Source organism: Chitinophaga sp. Hz27 (genome assembly GCF_042263525.1).
Classification (GTDB): domain Bacteria; phylum Bacteroidota; class Bacteroidia; order Chitinophagales; family Chitinophagaceae; genus Chitinophaga.
In genome coordinates this window covers 239,497-263,540 of the sequence record NZ_JBHKFJ010000006.1, presented here as the reverse complement: position 1 = coordinate 263,540, position 24,044 = coordinate 239,497, and the positions used below count along the sequence as shown (strand labels likewise).

The following is a 24,044-nucleotide window of genomic DNA, read 5'->3' as shown; positions in this document are numbered from 1 at the left end:
AGAAAGGATATGAAAATCGCGATAGTAGGATACAAAAAACAGGAAAGGCTTGCGCAAGGTGTTATTAATGATGAAGATGCAGACCTGGTCGCATTTTTGACGCGCAAAGGATTAGATGTTGTTCCTGCAATATGGAATGATGAAGCTGTAGATTGGGGCAATTTTGATGTAGCCGTCCTCAAATCCCCATGGGACTATCACAACCACCTGACGGATTTTTCTAACTGGTTGGATAAATTAGAAAAATTAAATGTCAAGGTATTAAACCCTGTGGAAATCATTAAATGGAACAGTAACAAAAAATACCTGAAAGATTTCGCACTAAAAGGGCTGCCCATCATTCCTTCCGAGTACCTTGATAAAGGTGCCTCCTTTGATGATCATTTCTTTGATTTATTCGGTACAGAAAATTTAGTGGTGAAACCCTGCGTTAGCGCAGGAGCGCAAAATACTGTGATCGTAAACAAAAGCAACCTGAAAGAACGTACAGCCGAAATCGATGAACACTTAAAGACAGCAGATTACCTCGTACAACCTTTCGTGGAAGAAATTAAAAATGGAGAATGGTCGTTTTTGTTCTTTAATGGAAAGTATAGCCATTGCTCCTTAAAGACTCCCAAACAGGGCGACTTCAGGGTGCAACACTATCACGGTGGCAGTATCAGCTATCCCGCGCCTAATCCATTGCACATAGAACAGGCAGGCGAATATATAAAGAGCCTACCGCAACCTACGCTGTATGCAAGAGTAGACGGTGTTGTAATAGATAACACTTTCAGATTAATGGAATTGGAACTAATAGAACCTTACTTGTTCTTTAATGGTGACGATGATTTATTGGAAAACTATTATCAGGCACTGGTGGCACTGATTTCATAGAAGATTTTTAGAACAGCCATGCTACTTTGCAGACATGGCTGTTCTGATCTTATCGACCAATATTTCCTACATACTCCATGCGCTGATGGAGGCCTCTAATTCCTCCTCCGATTCCGGCAGTTGTACTTTCAGTCCATGCGTGATCCTTGCCTGCACACTTTCTACGTAAGGTCTGAAACTAGCATTATAGTTATAAAAAGCAGTATGATAGTCCTCATTCGCATGCAAGGCTTTCGCTAACAGCGTTGCTCCCTGCATAGCCAGACTTGTACCCATACCTGTAAAGAAACTCGGAGCATGTGCAGCATCGCCTACCAGGGCAACACGGCCTTTCGTCCAGGTGGACATATGAATCTGGCATACCTCATCGAAATACAGCTTATCAGTACGAAGCACGGTATCCAGGATTTCAGGAACCTTCCAATGTTTGTTTTCCCCAAAATATTGTTGCAATAGTTGTTTCTGTTGCTGCTGATTTCTGTGATCCCAGTCCAACGCTGGCGCTCTGAAGATGAGCGCTGCATTAGCTGCATCTTTAAACTGATAGATCACAACTTGTTTACCCACCTCCCGGTATACGATGCCGGTGTCTCGCGGTCTGCCTGTCGCAATATGACCAGCTTCCGCAAAGGCGAAGTATGCCCCAAAAAATTGTTTAAAGTTATTTTCTTTTCCAAAAACAAGTGCTCTTACAATGGAATGTGCGCCATCAGCACCAAATACAAAATCAAAATTATTTTTGCTGCCGTTTTCAAATGTTACCTCTACGCGGTCTTCGTGTTGTATCAGCGTGGTAATACTATTACCAAATTCAATGTCTACCTCATTTTTGGGAATTATACCATATAGAATCTCTAACAAATCACCGCGGTGGATTTCAATGTCTCCAAGGTATTCCGTTTTTTCATTGATGGAAACGGTTGCCAGGGTTTCGTCCTGGGCATTAACGATTTCGATAGAATGTACAAATTCTTTGGCTTTGATTGCCTCCCATATTCCCATCTCTCTTACGATATCTAAAGCCTGCCCACGGACATCGATGGGTGAGCCACCAGTACGGAGACTTCCTCCCCGCTCTACTACCTTCACCTGGTAGCCGAATTTATTTAACCAATAGGCCAGCGTCAGGCCTGCAAAGCTTGCTCCTGAGATCAATACTTGTTGCTTCATACCTGCTATATTTTGTTATGTTACTTAACACAACAAAAGTAGTTGTAGCTTTACAAATAAAATATCCGTATAACTTCAAAAAATAGTCGTAAAACGATGAAAAATATAAATCAACGGATACTGAAATATGCTGCCAAAGTAGGCTTATCGGTAGAAAAGGATTTTCAACACTTTGATATTAAATTCTTCGAAGCCTATGATTTTCTCCCTGACATGGCCATGCATTTCAGCTCATTCACTGTCAAAAATAATTTCACCCGTACTACCTCCACCTCTGCCATTATAAACAGTATTGGCTTTTTGTTTTACAATATTGTTGAAGATACCATTACCTCTCGTAAAACCCGGCGTACTGTTGACACGCCATACGTACGAATATTTCCGTTTGCGATACCCCAGCAAATACATTTCAGTAAGAATAAACAGGTCACTCATATCGCCATCAGTATAAGTACCGACTATCTAAAAACCTTATTGCAAGAAGATGCAGCACACTTTCAATATTTCTTCGATAGCGCCAATAATTTTTTAATAGAAGAAATCATGACGGACGATATACTTCGCACCGTTAATGACATTGTAAAAAAAGAAGAACCTGCTGTCTTAAAAGGCTACTATTACAGAGTAAAGGCGCTGGAATTGCTGCTACACTTATTTGATAGTTTAAGAAAGCGTGAGAAGCCCGCCCACCAAAAGATCAGCGACCACGATATCAAAGCCATTTATCAGGTGCGCGACAAAATCAGCTCCTCCATAGATAAGCCAAGCAGTATTACAGCATTGACAAAGATTGCCGGAATGAATGAACATAAACTTCGCGGCCTGTTTACCCAGGTTTTTGGTATGGGGATATATGATTATTACCAGCATCTGCGCATGAAAGAGGCCGCCCGGCTTATACGCGATGAAAAGTTATCGGTATCTGCTGCAGGCTACCAGGTGGGCTTCGAAAACCTGAGCCATTTTTCGCGGGTATTCGAAAAACATATCGGTAAAAAGCCTAAAAAATACAGCAGTGAAGTGAGATGACCACTACAGCTTCTTCTTAAATTATCTAATTACTCTCCTCCACCCGTGCCGCAAATTTCACATAGTCCACATACAGCGTCGTATGTGCATCTGTATAAAATCCGAAGGTGGTAAAATGAGGTACCATCAGTGATGCTTGGTGCACCATCTGGCCGTTAATGAAAAACCGAAACTCCCCACTATGTATTTCTTCTATGCGTAAAGTATTATAGGCAGATATTCCTTTATTTACACAAGCACATTCCGTTAATTCAGCAATCTTAAAAACGGAATCATTCGCTTTAGCAAATATGACATACTCACCTGTTGAATAAATCCAAAAGGCAAATTCATTGAAGCTCTTAGGGGCCTGTTGAACAGAATGCCACAGTATCCCATATGGTGTACGGACACTATCTGCCACTACCTTCATTTTCATTTCAAGGATATTACAGGCTGGCAGATATTCTATCGGCGTAGCCAATCTCAGCGCCCAGAAACGGCCAGCCTTTTTAGCATCCAGCACATAATGATCATGCTGCACCATCGCACTGGCGGTATCCCCATACGTAATAGTAGGCACCATCGGATTAGCAGGATCCTCAAAGTCCATCTGCAGCAAAACCTTTTCTTTTGCTGGCGAAATCGAAGCTTGGGAATATACTTTTTCGGTAGTTAAGTAGAACAGCATTGATAAAGTCAGCAACCTAAAATACATAGGGGAAGTTTGGGTGAATTATAGAAGATTTTTCATTCTTTATTATTTAGAGTATACAGTAAACTTACCTCGGTTTATCTGAGCTATCACCAAGGTATTTCTCCTGTTTCTGGGTTATTCTCCTCACTAAAGAATTTTCCGGTGGGGCCATCATTATCTATCAGGGCATATTTTACGATCCGCTTTCCGGCATCTTCAACTGCTCCGGGGCCACGATGTCCATTGAAATCTGTTTTAGTATATCCGGGGCAAACGGCATTTACTTTGAAGTTAGTATTTTTTAACTCGTATGCCAAAACAACGGTATACATATTCAGGGCTGCTTTTGAAGACAGATATACAACACCCTTGTAGTCATAGTATTTATACGTTGGATCACTGTGAAGCGTAATCGAACCCTGACTTGAACTTACATTTACAATACGAGGCCCTTCCGACTTTCTCAACAAATCGATAAACGTTTGTGTAACCCGAACTATGCCGTAAATATTTGCATCGTAGGCTGTTTTAAACTGATCAATAGTGGCGTCTAGCGCCGCTTGTGGGTAACCACCATAGATGCCTGCATTATTAATAAGTATGTCCAACGTTTTTGTTTTCTTGCCTATTTCATTTCGGGCATGCTGTACGGATGTATCATCGGTAATATCGAGCTGAATGGCTTCCACATTGCTTAACCCTTCGTCTTTTAACTTACTAACGGCTGCCATACCATTTTCTACATTACGACTGCCGAGGAATACATAAATTCCTTTTTGTGCCAGCTGCTGTGCAACTTCAAAGCCAATGCTTTTGTTGGCCCCTGTTACTAATGCATATTTCATTGCTTGTATGAATTTTATACAGCAAAAGTAGAGGGCGTAAAACTAGCGGAAATGGACAATTCTGTTTATTTACCCGACAAATCCTGCTTGGGTTGACATTCACTGGCGCTCTTCCCTGTGCTCTTTTTGAAGAGCCTGGAAAAATAATCAGGGTCGCTAAAGCCTAATTCATAGGCCAGTTCTTTCACAGATATACTGGAGTAACGCAATCTGCGCTGCGCTTCTTCCATCAAACGATTAATAAAATAATCTTTGGGCGATGTTCCGGCATATTCCTTTACTATACGATATAAACTATTGGTAGATAAAGACAATTTCTCCGCAATGGTATTAATAGATGGTTGCTCCGTCAAATGCGTTTCTACCACTAATTTAAACTCGACAAACTTGGAAAGGTTTGTATTTAAAATATTGACAGCTTCTTTATTTTTGAAATAAGCGCTATTTAATTCTGATAGCAGTGAGTTCAGATAAGCTAATATTATTTCTGTGTCAGTCTCGCCTTTATCTACATAAATTAACTGGTTTAATATCCCAAAAACTTTTACAACTCTTTCTTTGGCGGCGCTGTCCAGCGCAATGACAGGCACGTTTAAGGGGTTAACCAAAAAGGAAAACTGCTGCGGCAATAATGCCAATGTATTCTCATCAAACAGGACCTTAAAATATTTAAGGTCCTCTGTTTTAGCGGGCGGAATAAATATTTGATTGGGCATAGCAAACAGCAACTGCCCATCTGTAAGCGTAATATCATGTAAGTCTAAATTGTAGGTAATAGATCCACTTTCAATCAATACAATGAAATAGGAAGATAGTCTCCGTGGTTGCAGTCTTTTTTCCTCGACATTGGCTGTAGGAAATGGATTATCATTAGAGCGAATCGTTATTCCCAGCTCATCCTGCGGTAAACCTTCATATTTATCTTTATGTGCTTGCATAATATCTGCTCATAAATTTATACCGTATCGCAATACAATGTAATCTGGTGCCGATAGTAGTTCTTACAAAATTCGCACTCTTTTTTGGTTTACGCTCATTTTTCTATATAATGAAGAAAATAAATGGTAAGTAGAACCCCTTTCTCTTCTATTGAAAAATGAACAACAGTTATAGGGCATTTAAAATCAAATCTTTACAAGATTTTAATACTAAAATTACATTCCCGCCCGCTTCTCTTCTTCATTTTTACTGTCACTTTTACTACTATGCGTCGACTTCCCGAAACTATAATTCAGTGTCAGTGCCAGCTTATGATTACCGTACCAATGCTGCAGCTGATTGTTGATAATGGCTTTCTCCCGGAAGGTCAGCCGATAACGATAAGTATCCAATACATCATAATAATTAAACCTGGAATTCAATTTTCCATTCAGCCAGGTTTTTTGGATGCCCAGGTCCAGGCTACCCATAGCCTTGAAAGTATATAGGCTATTCCCTGTTGCAGACCGATACAGATAGGAAATATCGAAATTAATCCCTTTCGGTAAACTGAATACCTGACTGCCAGAAAACGTATAATCAAATACGGGGATAGCATACACTTTATCATGATAGGGCGTTACTTCCTTTTTATAGTTGCCACTGATGTTATTATTCATCTTCCACCAGCGGTTAATTGTCAGCGGAAAGCTAACCTCTACCCCACCGAAATCATTATAAGGGAGGTTACGACCAAGATATTCGAGTACATTGGTAATGGAGTCATATTCCGGATAACGCCCCATAGGGTCTGCTTCCCTTCCTGCAGATAAGGTGATATTTAGTGTATGCCTGCTATAAGCAATGCTTAACATATCCGTTTTTGACGGCTGCAAATTTGGATTGCCCACAAAATAATTCAACGGACTATTATAAAACCGGAAAGGATTAAGCTGGGAAAAATTCGGCCGGGTAATTCTACGGCTATACGAAATATGCAGTTGCTGCGCATGCTCCAACGGCAAAGTAAAACTAAAGGAAGGCAGCCAGGTCAGATAATCCCTGCTGGTCAACTGATGCTGGGTCATAGCATTGCCGGTACTATGGGTATGCTCCGCGCGCAGACTAACACTGTATCGCCATGAATTCACGGTATTTTCGTATGCAACGTAAGCTGCAGTTACATATTCATCGTATTGAAAACTGTTGGAGCGACTGCTGTCCGCAACAAACACCTGCGATAGGTTAAGGGTATCATACCGTAATTGATTGTTGGTAGTAGAAAAGGCAAGCCTGACGCCGGTACTCCACTTACCTTTCCCCAGATTGCCGGAAAGGTCCGCCTGCAAAGAACGAATCAGGATATCGTTTTTCAGATCCGTTTTCCAATAATCAAGCAGATGATGCCCATCCGTATTTTTTGTCTGTATATCTTCCTTTTGCCGATTACTGATTTTTAACAGTGAGGAAAGTACGTCCAGCTGGCTTTTACGCAGCCTTCCACTGTAGTTTAGATGAACTGCGTAGCTGCGTTGGCGTGGGGTGGCGTTGTTAGCTGTATAGATGTCCGATAACAGCTGCTGTGTGGTAACATCGGTAGTATGAAGTGTATTAAAGGCATTGAGGCCACGACTCGATTGATACACGCGCCCCATGATGCCTATACGCTGCGTCTTTGAAATATCATAATCGGCGCCCAGCTGAAAATTGAAATTATTATTGTGGGTAGGAACACTATTTGTCGTAGCCATGATATTCGTGTTCGCCAGATGTTGCAGCGCTGAATACCTGTAAATACTTGTTCCTGCTGTATATCCCAACCTGCCAGTATAGGAAAGTTTCTTTGTTTTATAGGTCAACAGCAAGTTATTATCAGCTAGTGTGTACGCATTTTGTTGGAGATTACTGCTGATGTTTCCTTTCCAGCCTAAGCTAAGATCTCGTTTGAGGCGTATATCAATAATATGTTTATGTTCACCATCATATTTGGAGGAAGGATTATTGATCACTTCAATGGATGCTATCATTTCTGGCGAAAGGCCAGCCAGATAGTTTTGTAATTCTTCCGGGCTCATTGGCACCTGTCTACCGTCAATGAATATACTGGGTGCGCTTCCTCCCATCATTCGGAGGCCGCCGTCCGCATTCCTCTGCAGACCAGGAATATGCTTCAGGATATCGAAAGTATTGGCCGCAGCGGCAAACAAAGGATTACCGGCAACCTGCAAAATGAGTTTATCTTCCCTTCGCTGCAGCACTGGCTTTTCTCCGGTAACAACAATCTCGTTTAGTTGGCTGGAAGTAGTGCTGAGCCCAATATTGCCAAGGTCGGGGTTACTCCCATCAGCATCATCCAGGATCAGCTGCTGATATACTTTACCATATCCAAAAAAAGTTAACAGGAGCAAATATCTGCCATTTCGCAGATTTGTTAACTGGAAGATGCCAACGGAATCTGTCATGCTTCCTTTGATGAAGGTGGAGTCGGGCGACAATAAACTAACTGTCACAAAGCCGAGTGGTTGGCCTGTCCGGCTATCAGATATTCTTCCTTTGATTCTTTTTTGTGCAGATACAAGCGATGATAAGCACAACAGTAAACAGAACGCCAGGCTAAATTTTGTCATCAGAAACGGTTTCCTGCAAACCTAATACTGGCATGTGCAGGAGCGGTCTGACATTCTGAAATCAGGCGTTCGGATTTATAAAACAGCACTCCTGACTATTGATTATCAAAGGCTTTCTTGTAGAGAGCAGGTGTGGTATCTTGTACTTTTCGGAAGGCAGCGTAGAACGTTGACTTCGAATTATAGCCTACCTCATAGCCAATAGCTTCGAATGTAAGATGAGTATTGGTGGTAATTAATATGCAAGCTTCTTTGATCCGGTATTCATTAATATAGGTAGAAAAGTTTTTTCCCAGGTTATCATTCAATAACTGTGAAAGCTGGTGTGGCGTTATCTTTATCTCTCTGGCCACATCGGTTAATTTAATATTAGGGTCCTGGTACAACTTCTTATCATGTAAAACTTTTTCCAGGTTCTCTATCCAGCCAGCAGCGGCAGTATCAGCGATCTTCCTCTTTTCTGTCTTGACAAACAATTGTGTTGGATCAGATTTTTTCCCCCGGAAATGATAAAAAATAATCAGGTAGAATAAAAAAGACAACGATACTGGTCCACTAATATATAGATGACAGGCAATGCCGGCCCAGGAGAGTAGGAATATAGCACATACTACGCAGTTACCACCGTACAGGAGCAACCAGAATTTCTCTGTTTTAGTTAGTATGGCATGATTGACGAAGAGCGCTTTTAGTAGATGCTTCAGTACAAAACCTGTAGTCACCAGGTACATTACCCACTGCGTGTAAATAATGAAAACCATTGGCCCTTGCCACAAATCAGGATAAGTTTGATAAGGCAGCAGGATGCCGCTGAGGAGTAAGACAGACAGCAATCCGCCCCAGACCCATTTCCAGGAGATGGGTAGCACCGTTACATTTTGTGTGGCAGCCTTAATAAAATAATATAGCGCTGGCCCGATTAAAAAGCAGGCGGATAATCCTATTTGTGCGTATATCTTTGGCAGTGAGTGATTGAAATATAAAAATACTGCCTTGATAATCCGCAGACTAAGCATCAGCAAGAGTACGGAGAGGAATAAGGTCGATAGCGCCTTTTTTCTTTTACTAAAGAAAAGATAAAAGCTGATCACCATTCCATTGAAAGCCCCCAGGGAACTAACAAGAAATAATATTTGCTGGCCGAGATTCATGAGGAACAATACAGAATTACAGCAGAAATATAAGGGATTTTTTGTACATAGTCATGGCTTCCTAAAGCACCGCGTCTGACCTGTATCTGTTATGTTACCCAGAAACCGAATGTTACTCCCATCGCAGTAAAAATTATTAGATTGTTATGCATTTCTTCTCCTTACAATGGTTACTCCATCTTAGATCATTGAATTTTATCCCTTGCTATGGAAAATCATCCTTCAGAAATTTCCGTTGGTACAGCTCCTGCAAATAAACTATCGAAAGCAATAACGCTTATGGTGTCCGCCATCGTTATCTCTCTGATATTGATGTTCATGTCCTTTGTAAGGCGATTGGGAAACTTCCCCGTAACAACACTGCTATTAATACCCTGGATATGCATAGTTGTGTCCTATCCATTCAGGAAAGTGCTTCAAGTAGAAATTAACCTTTTCTCTCCTTACCCATCTTTATTGTCACCGGTTATCATTGCCGTCATTGCTTTGTTTGCATTTGACATGAAAACAATGACCATCCTGGATTATCACAATATCTGGTTGCCTACTTGTATCATAGCAGCTGTATTAGCAACACTGCTTCTTTTAATGACAAGGCCGTTTGGAGGTACCATTTTATTTAAGCGAAGGAGCATCGCATTTTTCATTGTAGTACTGTTCGGATATAGTTTTTTAAGCACTGAATACCTTAATTTCCTAATCGATAAAACTGCTCCCGTTCATTATAGCGCTATAGTGTTGCGTAAAAGGATTGTTCACAGCAGAAGAAATAACTATTGTAGCATCACGCTGGCCCCATGGGGGCCCCAAAAGTATAAAAGCGAGATAACGGTAACTCCTTACTTTTACGATGAGATACACGAAAACGATTATTTGAGCATTTATTTCAGGCAGGGAGGCCTAAATATTCCATGGTATCGTGTAGAAGGGAAGGAAAAGTAAAACATAAACCACATTGCAGGGAGATTTATGTTTTACCTGAAACAGATTAAATAAATGGTTGTGGGGTGAGTACCACAACTATAATTCTTGTCTATAAGAAACTTTGTCAATGATTCGCCACGCTCCTTCAAACTTTATCAAGTTAAAGCGATCAATGAATCGAAAGGTGGCAAAGGTCAGTTGCACGTGTGCTGAGCCGGTGTCGCCATCCCAGCTGTAGGAAAGCAGTTCGGGCTGGCATTCCTGAACGATGGTTTGGGCCACCAGTTCCAAATACTTTGGCAGGGCCCATTGCACCAGATTTCCATCTATAAAAGTTCTGATATATGCGTCGGGGTGAAAGGCGGCGCGGAGTCTTTCCATATCCAGCACCGGACGTCCTTGTAGGTAATTATTAAGTGTGTGAAGGATTAATTGTTTTTCCTTTTCAGTATCGATTTTGTTTGTCAATGTTTCCATTATTCTTTTTTTAAACGAAATTATCCGTTTTTGTCGATGGTGAAATTATCTATTTCAAATAATCGATTGTCTATTTCAAACAATGGCAGATTTAATACTTTTTTTGTCAGTTTTTGTGAGATATATCCGAGGATCATGTTTAGCGGAATGCCCATAGCGATTGGTATTTGAGGAATATATCCTTACTTATTCTTTTCAAGTAGAATGAAATTATTTTGAGGTAGCGGAATAGTAAATACCTTTCTATTCTAAAAAATGATAAAAAATAACCTATATCCTCTACCCATGAAAACACTATTATATTTTACAATTACCTTTTTATTAGCAATCCATACCTATGGTCAAAAAATTTATCAGATCCGTGCCGACAGTGTACGCATCTATAATGTATGCGATACCGCTGAATTAATAATTGAAAACAGAACGCAACAAGTAAGTGGTTTCCTTTTCAATAAAGGCGCTGGTCGTACCGAATTTAAAAAGCTAAAATTGAGTACGGTTGGCACTTCAGAGATCGCAATTGCAGGTCAAGACACACTAGATCTGAGCACATTACCAGGTATTGGAGCTGGCGCTGGCGGTGGACGAAATATATACACATCAGATGGAATTTTAACCGGAAACAGAAAATTAACCGGTAATCAAAGATCCTATGGATTAGGTTTTGACTCGCTCACAAATTTTAGTGCACAGGCGAACATTCTGGCATTATCTGGAAATAATCCGATTATTAGTAATAATTCTCCAACATCTATTGTGCTCCAATCTGGACAAAGTAATTGGCGTGCTTTTTCAAATGGTACTGTACGCACAAATGTACAGGTTGAACCGTCCCGTTTCCTCGTAATAACTGACAACAGTTCATTCTCAGTAACTGGTGACAATGATCTCAGGCCAGGCATCATTCTGGATGCCGGAGTATATATGAATTTCATTTCAGTCGGTTCGTCCTATAAGTTAACCGCAAAAGACTATTTCGTTGCTGTCTATTCACAGTTTAACAACGTAACCATTACGCTCCCTGATTCTAAGGGCGGCCGAATTTTAGTTATCAAGAAAGTGATGGCTGCCAATTCTGTCACTGTTACTTGTTCTGGAACTGGCACAATAGATGGCCAACCAACAAAAGTACTCACAGCAAGTGGCGAGGTGGTACGCCTCATAGGAGATGGATCAGGTTGGTACATTTACTAGATAATGATCCTATTGGCCCTTTATCAATTTTAATAAGTGCTACCCGGAGTAGCACTTATTAAAATTGATAAAGAATTTTTAGAGATATTGATAGAAAAAAAACGTATATCCCACATCGTTATGACCCATAAAATATTTTCTATTCCACCGCCTTTCTCTCCCCCTCTTTCACCCCCATCACTAGCAACCAGACACTCACCGAAAATTCGCCAATAAAACAAGGTATCATCAAGTACGGGAAAAGTCTACTTTCCATATCCGGAGAAAGAAACAAAGCATAGCTATTTATTATATAGCATAGACCAGCGAGGGTATAGAGTATACCCAATACACGTGGTACTAATGCAGATTTAATAATCAGATATCCAATAATTAAACAATAAAACCCAAAAAACACCAATCCTATTGCATATCCTTGCGCCTGGATATTCAGCGCATACTCGGACAATAGTGCCAGCTGGTCGGTATGAAAAGATTTCAGGTATTCGCCGCCTGATAAAAGCAGTGGGGATGCCTGGTGCTGCAAGTTTACTGCTATAATTGCTGTTTGAATAATAACAAAGAAGAGCGCCAGCAAGGCAAGATATTTATTAACCTGCCTAAACAGCAAATAGAAAATAAGAATGCATGGAAGTCCGATAACGAAATTGCTGAGATCAGCCACAAAGCCTATTCGATACAACATTTCAGATGCCTGAATCTTATGTGCGGTTGCAATAGGATCTCCAGCTACTCTTAAAGCCTGACGAACGAATACTTCGGCGAAAAGGCCGGTACCGATAACAATTAGGTACAGCAATCCTGCTATCCTTGCTAATTTTTTGTTGGTCATCATTTTGGTCGACTTGCTCTTTATAGGGATTTTGTGATACAAAGTAATGCAGGAGAAAACACCTTCCCTTACATGCGTACTACTATTCAATATCCATTACAATAACGTCGAAAATGATGCTCCCCTCTGTAATGACGCAAGGGATTTAAGCCGGATGATAAATATGTACAACGATACCACCAGAGAATTCCTTCACGGATACAAGTTTCAGATCTACAGGTTTCGCGATATCACTGAATATCGGCTCTCCCGTGCCTAACATTACTGGATGAATGATCATCTGATATTCATCTATCAGGCCGGTGTTAATCAAGCTACGCATGAATCCTGCCCCGCCTATCGCTAAAATAGGTTTCCCTGGCTCTTCTTTCAGTTTCTTCACCGCTGCTACCATATCTCCATCGAATACACGTGCCGTTGTCCAGGAGTCCACTACGCTCGGTGATGTCTTAAAGCCTTTCTGTGTGAATACAGCCTTTGGCGTGTCATTCATCGGCCCGGCGAATGGCCCGGCGGCCGTTGGCCAGTAAAGCGACAATGTCTCGAAGGACTTCCTTCCCATAATGATCAGGCCCGCCTCCGCCACCTGAGCGGCACTCCAATCTCTCGAAGCCTCATCTGAACTCCTGAATACCCAGTCCTTCTCGCCGTTAGGGCCGCCAACAAAACCATCGACAGACATCGACATCTTCATAATAAGCTTGCGCATAAATTAATTTTTGTTATCCAAATTTAAACTATCGTTATGTAGGCACGAAGGGGCAACCACGACAAAGACAGGGGCAATTGCGGATAAATCTGAATACCCCAAAAATGTCGCTATTTGATGATGTGGGCTGATCTCGGACGCTTGTATTTCTGGATCAGAAAATCAGACCTGGAAAAAGAAATTTTGATAATTGTTGGTGCGTCTTACAGGACATGTAACAAAAACGGCCGTCTCTACTATGTAAAGACGGCCGATACTTTTAAAGTACTGTTATTGCAACAGCTGTTTCTTTTCTTTATTAAACTCTTCTTCGTTGATAATCCCTTTTTCGTATAGGCTATGCAGTTGTTCCAGACGCTCGTAGACCTGTGCACGGTCCGCCACAGAGTTAGCGGTCGCTTTAGGTGCAGCCTGCGGCATTTCCGGCGTTTCATAAACCGGCAAACCAGCATATTCTTCCGCCTCCAAATGCATTTCCTCTTCGAAACTCATATAGTCATCACACTCACGGATCACAGTGAAATATAACCCTACCAGGCAGCAGCCTAAAAATAAATAGTAGCCGATAGACAACATTTTATACATGCCAAGATCAAACTCCGTATTGGCATATTGTACCAGCGCATTGTTAATGCTCCTGTCCACCATACGCATCAGGAAAAACAGCAGGATGGCCGCCAACAATCCGATAAAATATTCGTTAACAGCAGGACGACGTCTGTTCAATCTTCTGTAAATATTATACCCGGCAAAAGCTGGTACCAAATAAATCAGGTATGCCAGCTTAAACAGCCAGCCAATGTTATCATGACGAGCGATCAAGTCCAGGTAATTAGCCGCATCTGCAGCCCTGGTAGGCAATACCCAACCATTAGAATCACCTATTCCCAGCGATACCCAGGGTAGAAAGAAAGAAATTAACAGGAGTACAGAAATGAAAAATGTTGGCTTCAGTTGTTTAGCATTCATCAGGATAAGGATTAGATCTCAATTGGAATAACATACAAATATATATCCTATTTTGATTATATACTTTTCCGCACCGTCTTGATAAGATTAATACCTAATGATGAATGGTTGATAACATCAATTATACTCATGAAACAACAGCGCCCCTAATTCACAGATTACGACCAGCGCATACAGGATGCCCGCGTAATTTTGCATACCTGCTTTATATAACAGGAATGTGGGAATAAGATAGATAAGTAGTTTAAAGATGATGATGTAGGGCAATTTTAATCTTCGTGTAGCCGTTGGCGCTGCCCAGGTAGCCCACAGCCCTATAATGAGCAGTAGCAAAGCCGCAGCCACTACATATTTCAGCCAGGGCGTAACAATGATCTTTATTGGAACATACACCACAACGATCAGCATAATGATCTCCAGCGAAAATGCCAGTAAACGATTGGACCACTTAATAATAAACATTTGATAAATAGGTTTGATGGATAAATTCCTTAGACCAGTAAAAATAGTACAGGTTTAGATGCCTGTAATAATAAAGCATTTGGGCCAGTCAAAAAATGGCCGGCCCACAATAAATTTATCTACCTACTAAAAATCATTTCAATTTATCCACCCTGTCAAAATATTCATTCTGTAGTGGAATGGTTTTGTTATCGGCCTTTACTTCCTTGAGTGCTTTGATAAACTCCGCTACTTCATGGTCACTAATGAACTTCCCAAACGCCGCACTGGACTTAGATGCATCACCTGCATAATGGTTAGGATAGGAAGAATACCACCAGATAGGCGTATACAAATCTGGCAAGCTGGATCGCTGCTGGTTATCTCCATTCTCGCTGGTGGCGCGTTGCAGCTTAACCAAATCCGGGCGGTAATGCATAATAATAGACGTTTCGCTTTCTCCCCCATGCAGGTCGGTACGTAAATCAGTGGTATGTTTCTTTTCGTAGTTTTTCGTGTATTCGGCATCGTTACCCGGGCGGAACAGATATACGGCGTAGTTATGACGCTTATTCAGCAGACCTTGCATGAAAAATTCCAGGAATTCCGGATTACCGCCATGGCCATTCAGGATGATGATCTTGTCGAAACCATTGCGGGCAATTTCATCACAGGTAGCTTCCAGCAGTTCAAGTATCAGTTTATTAGGAAGAGAAATTGTTCCTGGCTGGTGCCGTGCTTCGTTTATCTGACCAAAAAAATAATCAGGAAAGACGACAGCATATTCCGACTTCACGGCCGCCGCTGCCCACTCACGCACATGAATCAAATCAGTGCCTATAGGCGAATGCGCGCCATGCTTTTCAAGAATGCCGATAGGCAGGATGCAGGTCCTGGAAGATTTCTGCAAGGCTGCCGGGAAATCACTCGCTACTAATTCATCCCAGCGGGCAGGTACATCCTGGGCAATGGCGTAGTTGGCAAATAATAATGCTCCAAGGGCTATCAGATAGCGTTTCATATACTTATTATTGATTAATAATGGCATGTAGGATGATCCTTCCGGGCTGTGAAATTATAACTCCTTGATCTATGAAAACAATGAATTAATTTTGAACTATCAATCTAATTTACTCATGTTAAATATCAACCTGCATCACCTCACCGTGGTCAGTGCCATTGAAAAAGAAGGTTCCATGACCCGTGCCGCCGAAAAACTATATATTTCTCAATCGGCCCTCAGTCACCATGTACAGGAACTGGAAAAGAAAATAGGCGCCAAGGTTTTTGAAAGAAGGAATAAAAAACTATATCTCACCCCTATAGGCCGCAAGATGATAGACAGCGCCGCTGTTGTCTTATCAGAGCTACAAAAACTGGGGCATGAAATCCAATCTTTAAAAAATGGTGAAACCGGCACCATCAACATCAGCACAGAATGTTATACCACCTATAACTGGCTACCCCGACTAATCCAGAACTTTAACAAAGCCTATCCCCTTGTAAACGTAAAAATCATGGATGGCGCTACCCGCAGTCCTTTGCATTACCTGCAAAGTGGCGCACTGGACGTAGCCCTGGTGAGCAGACCCGCCAAACAACCGTTGGAAGATCACCCTGCGTTCATTTATACGCCTGTATTCCAGGATGAACTGGTGGTGGTGGTCAGCAAAGAAAATCCATTATCGAAACAACGGACAATATACCCAAAATATTTTCGGGAACAGTCGTTAATTACCTATGATGTAGAAGATAAATACAATGACCTGATAGAAAACGTTTTAAAGCCACATGATGCCGAACCAGCGAAAGTAATTAAAATGCCATTGACGGAAGTTATCCTGGAAATGGTTAAATTGAATCTGGGAATGGCAGTATTGGCAAAATGGCTGATTGCTCCATTGATAACACAGGAGTTAAAAATGCTTCCTTTGCAGCATGAATGCGCTAAAAGAGAATGGTGCCTGGTAACCAGGAAGCAGCAAAACAGCCTGCAGCAAGACTTTATATCCTTTGCATTACAGACATTGCAAAACAAAAAATAATACAACAACATTTACCCCTGACCCTGAACTATGCCAACAACAAACATATCGTTGCAGCTTACTGCAACACCCCAACTAACAGGATTGTATATACGGAGTATATATAACAAACTTCCAAACAAATATCGTTAGGATTAATAACTTTTTTTTGAAGGAAATTTAATTTTGTGTAATATTGATTAATCGAAATAATCATTAACACATTTGCAACCTCATATATAGCAAATCGTCCCCGTTGTCGTTTGTTTATCAGCAAAAAATCATCTTCATACAATCAAAACCCTACTTTCAATTATGCACCAGTTAAACCCTATGCATAATTCACGCAATGCTAAAGCAGTGAATTGTGACACAGACCCAACCAGCAGTCTGAAGGAAATGTTTATCGACATGATACAATTCCCTCGTGCGCTGGATGGTCAATGCCCTGTAAGACGTCCCGTCTTCTCCAAACAACATGGCATGGTGAAAGCCACCTTCGTAGTAAATAAGGAACTACCTACTAATCGTAGGATAGGCGTATTTAAATACGATCAGCTGGATGCATGGGTGAGATTTTCCAGCGATACCAAATCTGGATTAGGTGATCTCAAAACCACTATTGGTATTGGTATTAAACTATTTGGTGTGGAAGGAAAAAAACTGCTGGAAAGTGAGTCCAATGCTTTAACCGCAGATTTCATTCTACAGAACCATGATGTTTTTTTTGTAAATACAGCCAAGGATATGTGCGAGTTCACGTACGCTGGTGTAGTATTACGCGACTACGACTCTTACCTGAAAGATCATGAAGACACCGCAAAGATCCTGAATGAAATGCAAAAGCTGGAGCCAAGCGTAACCACCGCCATTTACGGCAGCTGCTTACCTTATGCTTTTGGTAATGATGACTATGTCAAATATAAACTGGTTCCAATCAACGTACCGCCAGGCCCGCCTATCCCTGCTAACAATCCCGGTTATCTCCGCGATGAACTCAAACAACGTCTTATACAAGGAGAAGTACATTTGGGCTTTTACTTACAATTTAGAACAGATGATGCCAAAATGCCCCTGGATGAAGCAATGGTGCGCTGGCCCGAAAACCTCTCTGCACCACAGCTCTTTGCTACATTGATATTACATCAGCAAGATATCGATACCCCAGGACAAGTAGCCTATGGCGAAAACCTCTCCTACAACCCCTGGCATACCCTCGCAGAACATAAGCCTATAGGCAGTATCAGCGATGTCAGGAAAGTAGTGTATGAAGAAGGCGCACGCCTGCGCCGCGACAGAAACGGCATCCCTTTAACAGAGCCACATACCACACGAAAATAAACTCCTCACCCAAAAATTATTCTTATGGCTGGAAAAGCTGATTTCGCTAAACTAGCGATTTATCCTCCGCTTGGCATTGCCCGGCTGGGTAATTCAGATGAATACTTCTTTGCCTCCGATGTGCCAGGCATCGAACCACCCCAATCCGATGGTTACAAAGACCGCGAAGGACGCATTAAAAAACAGGTACCACTGTTCCGCGTATACGCTTTTGATGCTAGTGGGAAACCTTTACGAGAAATTACCGCCGATAGTAATACCACTATCGAATGGCGCGTAAACCTCGCCAACAGAAAAGCCAGCTGGTACAACTTTGAAAATGCGCTGGACTTGCCAGACAATCAGTCAAAAACGCCCAACCATCGCAATATTGATGAGAAAGACAGAAGCAAGCTAAACATCTTACCTACCCCAAAAAAGATCAAAGGAATTGATCAGAAAGGTGTCTTCTTCGATGAAGGCATGTTCTACAACATAAAAGTTCCACTGGGAGAAATTCAAACAGATGCAAAAGGCCGCCTGCTCGTAATTCCAGCTGATGGAACTTCCGCATCTGCGTTCAACCAGGACCCTACCACCTTCGCCAATAATGTAGGCTGGCACGATGACACCGCCGATGGCACCATCTACGCCACCGTAAACATCGATGGTACAGATTATCCTGTTGACCCGGCCATGGTAGCCGTAACGCCTCCAAACTTTGGCCCTGGCCTGTTTGCAGTGGTTACCATGTATGATGTGGTAGAAGATTTATTCATCCAAAGTGGTGAAATTCCTATTCCGAAGCAACTGGAATTCTGGAAACATATCTATCCTATTATCTCCAGAACAGTACAAACGCAATGGGTGAATCACGGATTCTTCATGTTGTTCGGACAAAACTCACCCAGTGATTACCTCTCCAACGAAAACCTGATGAAGCTGATGAGCCCTGATCCTTTGTATCGGGAACTGCGCACAAAAGTATTCCAATGGTATAGAGATCCTAGTAACAAAAACTACGAACCTGTTAAAATACCTCCTTTCTATGGCGATGCATTTGGTGAATATGAAGATGTATACAATGTAGATCTTCCATTAACCAAAACACAATATGAAAGAATGGCGCAATGGGCACAAGGCTCTTTTGTGGTGGGTACCAAGCCTGGCACCGACTTCGACAAATTCACCCTGGAACAACAAATACAGGCACTGATAGAAGCCCCGCTGGAAGAATGTCTGGGTGGCCCTTTCCATCCAGGTATAGAAATCACCTGGCCTTTCCGTCAGCGCATTTTCTGGGGCGAACCCTTCAGGATTAAGATCCTTCCTGAAAATGAACAACCCAAAGATGATTACGGCGAATACCTCACACCTGAAGTAGCAACAGGTCCTAAAGGCCCTATAGACGGTAGCGGCCCCGGCTCGCTGACACGCTGGCTGGGCGTTCCTTGGCAAACAGATGAAGCCAGCTGCTTATCAGGATATGATACCACCACCTACCTGGCATTGCCTTCCTTCTGGGCAGCAAGAGTACCTAATCAGGTGCTGTCAGAATCTTCCTTTAAAAGATTAGCAGATAAAGAACTCAATATACATCAGCGACTGAAGCATTTCGATTATCGTCAGGACTGGCTCCGCGACCTCGGCACACAATACCTGCCAAAGCTGAAGAAGATGGTGGAAAGATGGCATTTCCTGGGTATCATCACAGAAGTAAAGTTACCACCGGAAATGCAAAATCCTGCCTTGCCTACTACCTTATGGGTTGAAGCCGGACGTCCAGGATTTACCTCAGAAGATCCCACCTTCGAACAGGTACTGGTGGCCGAACATGCGCCTGTGCCTATGTTACAGGCAGCAAGAGCAGTATTCCTGGATGCTACTGGTGTCGACACCAGCAACCTCAAAATACTGCAGCGTAAACCATTCAGAAGAGACGAAATGTAAGCGGATGAAAATGCCTGTTATTATTATCGGTGGCGGCCCTGCAGGCGCCGCCACCGCTTTACAACTGCTACGCCAGGGTTATGAATGCATCATCCTTGAAGCATCGGCAGCGCCTATACGAAAACCGGGAGAAACAATTCCTCCCCAAGCCTATTCGCTGTTCAAAAAATCTGGCCTGGAAACACTGCTACAGCATCCCGCACACCTTACCTGCCACGGTAACCGATTTGTATGGGGAAGTCAAACCCCCACCGATAAATCATTTTTTGCCAACACCGTTGCACAAGGCTGGCACCTGAGCAGAGAAATCTTCGAAACTCAATTAGCCAACCACGTTATACAATGCGGCGGACAATATCTTCACGGATGCAGCATGACGACAATAAAGTATATGAATGATAATTGGTCGGTCTCCTACGCTGATGCACAAAAAGAAATACAGACAATTACCGCTTCCTTCATTGTAGATGCCACCGGCAGGAAATCCCGCGTGGCAAGGCAAATGGGTATACAACGGAAAGTAATGGACAAACTGGCCGGCGTTACTGCGTGCGTTACCCTACCGCAGCATATTCAGCAATTCACCTATCTGGAAGCCGTTGCAGATGGCTGGTGGTATGCCGCACCATTATCAGCACAACAACTGGTACTCAGTTTTATGACAGATACAGATTTAATTCCTGAACAACTACGCAGCGCTAAAGCACTTCTGGACGCCGCTACCACTACCACGCTCATTGCCTCGGTTATTCATGATAGTACCCCCACTACAACGAATGTAACTGTTGCCAGTGCAGCAACAGGATACCTTTCCCAACGCACAGGACAACAATGGCTGGCAGTAGGCGATGCTGCTTTTTCCTATGATCCCATATCTTCCTATGGCATCACCTCCGCATTGGACGGCGGCTACTATGCAGGACACGCCATCGCTGAATACCTCAAAGGCGATGCAGACGCCCTGACAGCCTATGACTGGGCTATCAGTACCGCTTTTTCCACCTACATGAAAATGCTCATCGGACAATATAATCTTGAAAAAAGATGGAGTAATTCACCATTCTGGAGTAGAAGAAATTAATGACGGAAAATTTTTACATACAGACACCCTTAATGTTCCAGGATCTTCATCAATACATTTGCCAGCTCCTTAGAGCTGAAAGGATTTTGGCCAGTGATCAGGTTTCCATCCACTACTACATGAGAGGTCATAGGAATGAATGCTTTTTTCAGGTCAGCACCTCTTGCTTTGATAGCCGCTTCCAGATTAAAAGGCACCTCTTTTTTTCTTCTGGCAATCGTTTCTTCAAACCAGTCAAATCCCGTCATAGACCTGCCTTTGATGAGGTACGAGCCATTTGCTAGATGTACATTCAGCAATCCGCCTACGCCATGGCATATAGCAGCAACCATTTTACTTCGCTCCCATTGCCTGCGGATAATATTTTGTAAATGGATATCATCCGGAAAATCATACATGGTGCCATGGCCACCTGCCAGGTACACCAAATCAAAACTCGCTTGCTCCACTGCTGCCAGATTTTTAGAATGATTCAGCTCCTTCATAAAATCCGGGTCGTTATTGTAGCCTTTGGTGATTTTGTCCAACACCATCGGTTTCAGACTTTCCGGATCAATTGGTACCCGTCCTCCTTTAGGACTTGCGATGGTAATATTCCAGCCCTTCTCTTTTGCACTATGATAGATATGCGTTAACTCACTCAACCATAAACCGGTTTTAAATCTGCCACTGGCATATATGTCCACATTGGTGACTATCAGCAAAATATTTTTCATATTCAGGTATTAGATATGAAGAATAACAGGCAGGAAGATATTTAGTTTGTCTTCACCACAACTATATTAAATGAGATTAATTACCATCCTATCAATTTCGCTGCAATACAGACGTAGTATTTTGCTGATGTTAAGAAATTTGCTGCCGATAATTTCCTGGTGTGATGCCAGTATTCTTTTTAAAGAAATGATTAAAATTACCTGCCTCTTCAAAACCAAGGCAGTAGCCAATTTCAGCTACATTCCAATTGGTATGTGCAAGTAATGCCCGGGCTTCGCTGAGTAAGCGTTCGCTAATCAGTTTAGTAGTGGTTTTACCGGTAGTGGTACGCACCGCACGATTCAGGTGATTCACATGAATATTCAGTCTTTCTGCATAATCCATAGCAGAGCGCAGTTTCAATTGCTGCTCATTGGAAGCGATCGGAAACTGTCGTTCCAATAAATCACGGAAGACCGCTGTAATTCGTGTGTTCGCATCCGTATGTTGGTAGAGTTGTTCCATCGGCTGCATTTTCATTGCCTGATGAATCAGTTCCGTTACATAACTTCTGATCAGGTTATACTTAAAAGGATAATCTGTTACTATCTCCTGTTGCATCTTCTGGAAGATGTCTACCACGAGACGCTCCTGTTGTTCATTCAAAAGAAATATGGCGTTTGCGCCAGGAGCAAATACAGGTAAGTCTTTCAGGCTACTGCGTATATGATCGCTGAAAAAGCCTTCTTTGAAAATACAGAACGAACCGGTGGTGATGCCGCGTTGCTCGCATTTATAGGGAACATCGGGTGTGAAAAAAGTCAATGCTGCACCATTTGCCGCAATGCTTTTATCTGCATAGTGAAAGATGTTATCTCCACGTATCAGCATTATTTTATAGAAGTCGCGGCGCTGGTAAGGCCTGGGAATGCCGGGTTTCAGCACTTCCGCCAGATCAAAAACATTGAAATGGTCGCTTTCCTGCGCTACACCGTTGGGTGCGCGGTTAAATTTATGATGATAAAATTCTTCTATGGATTCTATGCCGGACATATCATAAAATTAAGGCATCAGGCAGGAAAATCTGTGCTGAATGCCATTGGTTTGTTTTTTTCGAGGGCCTGTTGCATTTCTGTAAGTTTATCAGATGCTCTTTTATAAGCATCGCTGCCAAGAAATACTCTTACAGGTGCATCAGGATCATTTGCCAGTGCGATCAACGCATCTGCGGCTTTTTCCGGGTCGCCGGCTTGTTTGCCATTCATTGTTTTGTAACGGTCATGTATTGCGTGGACCGTCTGATAATCTTCTATACGATTTTCAGCGATGAGCAGAGAGCCTTCAGAAAGGAACTCGGTACGGAATGCGCCTGGCATAACTACCGTAGCCTTGATGCCTAGTTCAGCTATGTCCAACGCCAGCGAGTCCGTGAAGCCTGTTACCGCAAATTTTGCGGCGTTGTATAAACTCCATCCCGCACTTGGCATAAAGCCAGCTATCGACGAGATGTTGATAATATGGCCACTACGTTGTTTACGCAGGTAAGGTAATGCGCTATGCACCACACTGATGGTGGCAAAAACGTTTATTTCAAAATTGGCGCGTATCTCTTCCAGCGTCAGTTCTTCAGCAGAACCGCCGATGCCAAATCCTGCATTATTGACGATGACATCGAGTCCATTAAAATGCTGATATGCTTTGGCAATAGAAGCCTCAATAGACCGCGCATTTGTCAGGTCTACTTCCAGGGGCAGAAACTGCGCTTCATTCACATTACCAACAGCCGCCTGCAACGATGCAGCATGACGGGAAGTAGCAGCTACATTGTAACCTGCCGACAGCAATTTTTTTACCAAGGCTAAACCCAGTCCTTTAGAGGCGCCTGTGATATACCATGTCTTGTTTTTCATACTACAAAATTAGGTACTCTTGCTCGTTTGCTGCTTGGCCGTTTCAAACCAATAATTGTGAAAATCAAACAATTCTTTTGAATGATATTTTTTACCCCTAATTGCAGGTAAATCAACCATTAAACAGACGATTAGCAGCAAAGTCCACCATGCACACGATAAATAAAATATTATTGCAAACGATTGCAAAATTGTAAAGTTTTATTATTTTGTTACCTGAGA

The 24,044-nt window shown here is 42.3% G+C and carries 24 protein-coding genes; 8 read left to right on the top strand and 16 right to left on the bottom strand.

Annotated features, from left to right (window positions below; genetic code table 11):
- Positions 1-9 precede the first annotated feature (9 nt).
- Positions 10-879 carry a RimK family alpha-L-glutamate ligase gene (locus tag ACE38W_RS16000; protein WP_375832254.1) on the top strand — a complete coding sequence of 290 codons (870 nt, stop codon included), beginning with the start codon at positions 10-12 and terminating at the stop codon, positions 877-879.
- 66 nt (positions 880-945) lie between these two features.
- Here ACE38W_RS16000 and ACE38W_RS15995 read toward each other — a convergent pair whose 3' ends face one another.
- Positions 946-2,049, bottom strand: a complete 1,104-nt coding sequence (locus ACE38W_RS15995; protein ID WP_375832253.1) for an FAD-dependent monooxygenase — start codon at positions 2,047-2,049, stop codon at positions 946-948.
- Between the two features lie 96 nt (positions 2,050-2,145).
- On the opposite strand from ACE38W_RS15995, the gene ACE38W_RS15990 reads away from it, so the two are divergent.
- Entirely contained in the window at positions 2,146-3,078 is a 933-nt protein-coding gene (locus ACE38W_RS15990; protein WP_375832252.1) for a helix-turn-helix transcriptional regulator, read from the top strand.
- A gap of 25 nt (positions 3,079-3,103) precedes the next feature.
- Here ACE38W_RS15990 and ACE38W_RS15985 read toward each other — a convergent pair whose 3' ends face one another.
- From ACE38W_RS15985 to ACE38W_RS15965, 5 genes are all read right to left on the bottom strand, one after another.
- The gene (locus tag ACE38W_RS15985) at positions 3,104-3,775 is read right to left on the bottom strand and encodes a hypothetical protein (protein WP_375832251.1); all 672 of its coding nucleotides are present in this window, start codon (positions 3,773-3,775) and stop codon (positions 3,104-3,106) included.
- A gap of 86 nt (positions 3,776-3,861) precedes the next feature.
- On the bottom strand, positions 3,862-4,599 hold the full coding sequence (locus ACE38W_RS15980; RefSeq protein WP_375832250.1) for an SDR family oxidoreductase: 738 nt from the start codon (positions 4,597-4,599) through the stop codon (positions 3,862-3,864).
- Between the two features lie 65 nt (positions 4,600-4,664).
- The gene (locus ACE38W_RS15975) at positions 4,665-5,537 is read right to left on the bottom strand and encodes a helix-turn-helix domain-containing protein (RefSeq protein ID WP_375832249.1); all 873 of its coding nucleotides are present in this window, start codon (positions 5,535-5,537) and stop codon (positions 4,665-4,667) included.
- 216 nt (positions 5,538-5,753) lie between these two features.
- Positions 5,754-8,144, bottom strand: coding sequence for an outer membrane beta-barrel protein (locus ACE38W_RS15970; protein ID WP_375832248.1), 2,391 nt, complete (start codon positions 8,142-8,144; stop codon positions 5,754-5,756).
- A gap of 95 nt (positions 8,145-8,239) precedes the next feature.
- Positions 8,240-9,295 carry a helix-turn-helix domain-containing protein gene (locus ACE38W_RS15965; protein WP_375832247.1) on the bottom strand — a complete coding sequence of 352 codons (1,056 nt, stop codon included), beginning with the start codon at positions 9,293-9,295 and terminating at the stop codon, positions 8,240-8,242.
- 207 nt (positions 9,296-9,502) lie between these two features.
- Between ACE38W_RS15965 and ACE38W_RS15960 the strand changes: the two genes are divergently transcribed.
- A complete protein-coding gene (locus ACE38W_RS15960) occupies positions 9,503-10,237 on the top strand; it encodes a hypothetical protein (protein ID WP_375832246.1) in 735 nt (244 codons plus the stop codon).
- Positions 10,238-10,315: 78 nt separating this feature from the next.
- Here the strand turns inward: ACE38W_RS15960 and ACE38W_RS15955 are convergent, their stop codons facing one another.
- Entirely contained in the window at positions 10,316-10,696 is a 381-nt protein-coding gene (locus ACE38W_RS15955; protein WP_375832245.1) for a nuclear transport factor 2 family protein, read from the bottom strand.
- Between the two features lie 20 nt (positions 10,697-10,716).
- Entirely contained in the window at positions 10,717-10,851 is a 135-nt protein-coding gene (locus tag ACE38W_RS15950) for a hypothetical protein (protein ID WP_375832244.1), read from the bottom strand.
- Between the two features lie 130 nt (positions 10,852-10,981).
- On the opposite strand from ACE38W_RS15950, the gene ACE38W_RS15945 reads away from it, so the two are divergent.
- Complete coding sequence (locus ACE38W_RS15945) at positions 10,982-11,890, top strand: hypothetical protein (protein ID WP_375832243.1); 909 nt, start codon at positions 10,982-10,984, stop codon at positions 11,888-11,890.
- A gap of 139 nt (positions 11,891-12,029) precedes the next feature.
- Here ACE38W_RS15945 and ACE38W_RS15940 read toward each other — a convergent pair whose 3' ends face one another.
- The 5 genes from ACE38W_RS15940 to ACE38W_RS15920 all read right to left on the bottom strand — a co-directional run bounded on the left by ACE38W_RS15940 (position 12,030) and on the right by ACE38W_RS15920 (position 15,862).
- The gene (locus tag ACE38W_RS15940; protein ID WP_375832242.1) at positions 12,030-12,725 is read right to left on the bottom strand and encodes a DUF4386 domain-containing protein; all 696 of its coding nucleotides are present in this window, start codon (positions 12,723-12,725) and stop codon (positions 12,030-12,032) included.
- 142 nt (positions 12,726-12,867) lie between these two features.
- Positions 12,868-13,431 (bottom strand): dihydrofolate reductase family protein, encoded by a 564-nt coding sequence (locus tag ACE38W_RS15935; RefSeq protein WP_375832241.1) that lies wholly within the window; start codon positions 13,429-13,431, stop codon positions 12,868-12,870.
- A gap of 270 nt (positions 13,432-13,701) precedes the next feature.
- On the bottom strand, positions 13,702-14,400 hold the full coding sequence (locus ACE38W_RS15930; protein ID WP_375832240.1) for an SHOCT domain-containing protein: 699 nt from the start codon (positions 14,398-14,400) through the stop codon (positions 13,702-13,704).
- A gap of 117 nt (positions 14,401-14,517) precedes the next feature.
- Positions 14,518-14,862: a YrdB family protein gene (locus tag ACE38W_RS15925; protein ID WP_375832239.1), complete on the bottom strand. Its 345-nt coding sequence runs from the start codon at positions 14,860-14,862 to the stop codon at positions 14,518-14,520.
- Positions 14,863-14,995: 133 nt separating this feature from the next.
- A complete protein-coding gene (locus tag ACE38W_RS15920) occupies positions 14,996-15,862 on the bottom strand; it encodes a creatininase family protein (RefSeq protein ID WP_375832238.1) in 867 nt (288 codons plus the stop codon).
- 115 nt (positions 15,863-15,977) lie between these two features.
- Here ACE38W_RS15920 and ACE38W_RS15915 point away from each other — a divergent pair, with 115 nt between their 5' ends.
- From ACE38W_RS15915 to ACE38W_RS15900, 4 genes are all read left to right on the top strand, one after another.
- Positions 15,978-16,886, top strand: a complete 909-nt coding sequence (locus ACE38W_RS15915; protein WP_375832237.1) for a LysR family transcriptional regulator — start codon at positions 15,978-15,980, stop codon at positions 16,884-16,886.
- Positions 16,887-17,180: 294 nt separating this feature from the next.
- Positions 17,181-18,206, top strand: a complete 1,026-nt coding sequence (locus ACE38W_RS15910) for a hypothetical protein (protein WP_375832236.1) — start codon at positions 17,181-17,183, stop codon at positions 18,204-18,206.
- Between the two features lie 24 nt (positions 18,207-18,230).
- Entirely contained in the window at positions 18,231-20,135 is a 1,905-nt protein-coding gene (locus tag ACE38W_RS15905; RefSeq protein ID WP_375832235.1) for a LodA/GoxA family CTQ-dependent oxidase, read from the top strand.
- A gap of 10 nt (positions 20,136-20,145) precedes the next feature.
- The gene (locus ACE38W_RS15900) at positions 20,146-21,216 is read left to right on the top strand and encodes an FAD-dependent monooxygenase (protein WP_375832234.1); all 1,071 of its coding nucleotides are present in this window, start codon (positions 20,146-20,148) and stop codon (positions 21,214-21,216) included.
- A gap of 29 nt (positions 21,217-21,245) precedes the next feature.
- On the opposite strand, the gene ACE38W_RS15895 is transcribed toward ACE38W_RS15900, so the two are convergent.
- From ACE38W_RS15895 to ACE38W_RS15885, 3 genes are all read right to left on the bottom strand, one after another.
- The gene (locus ACE38W_RS15895; RefSeq protein ID WP_375832233.1) at positions 21,246-21,932 is read right to left on the bottom strand and encodes a type 1 glutamine amidotransferase domain-containing protein; all 687 of its coding nucleotides are present in this window, start codon (positions 21,930-21,932) and stop codon (positions 21,246-21,248) included.
- Between the two features lie 130 nt (positions 21,933-22,062).
- Entirely contained in the window at positions 22,063-22,965 is a 903-nt protein-coding gene (locus ACE38W_RS15890; RefSeq protein ID WP_375832232.1) for a helix-turn-helix domain-containing protein, read from the bottom strand.
- Positions 22,966-22,982: 17 nt separating this feature from the next.
- Complete coding sequence (locus ACE38W_RS15885; RefSeq protein WP_375832231.1) at positions 22,983-23,822, bottom strand: SDR family NAD(P)-dependent oxidoreductase; 840 nt, start codon at positions 23,820-23,822, stop codon at positions 22,983-22,985.
- Positions 23,823-24,044 lie beyond the last annotated feature (222 nt).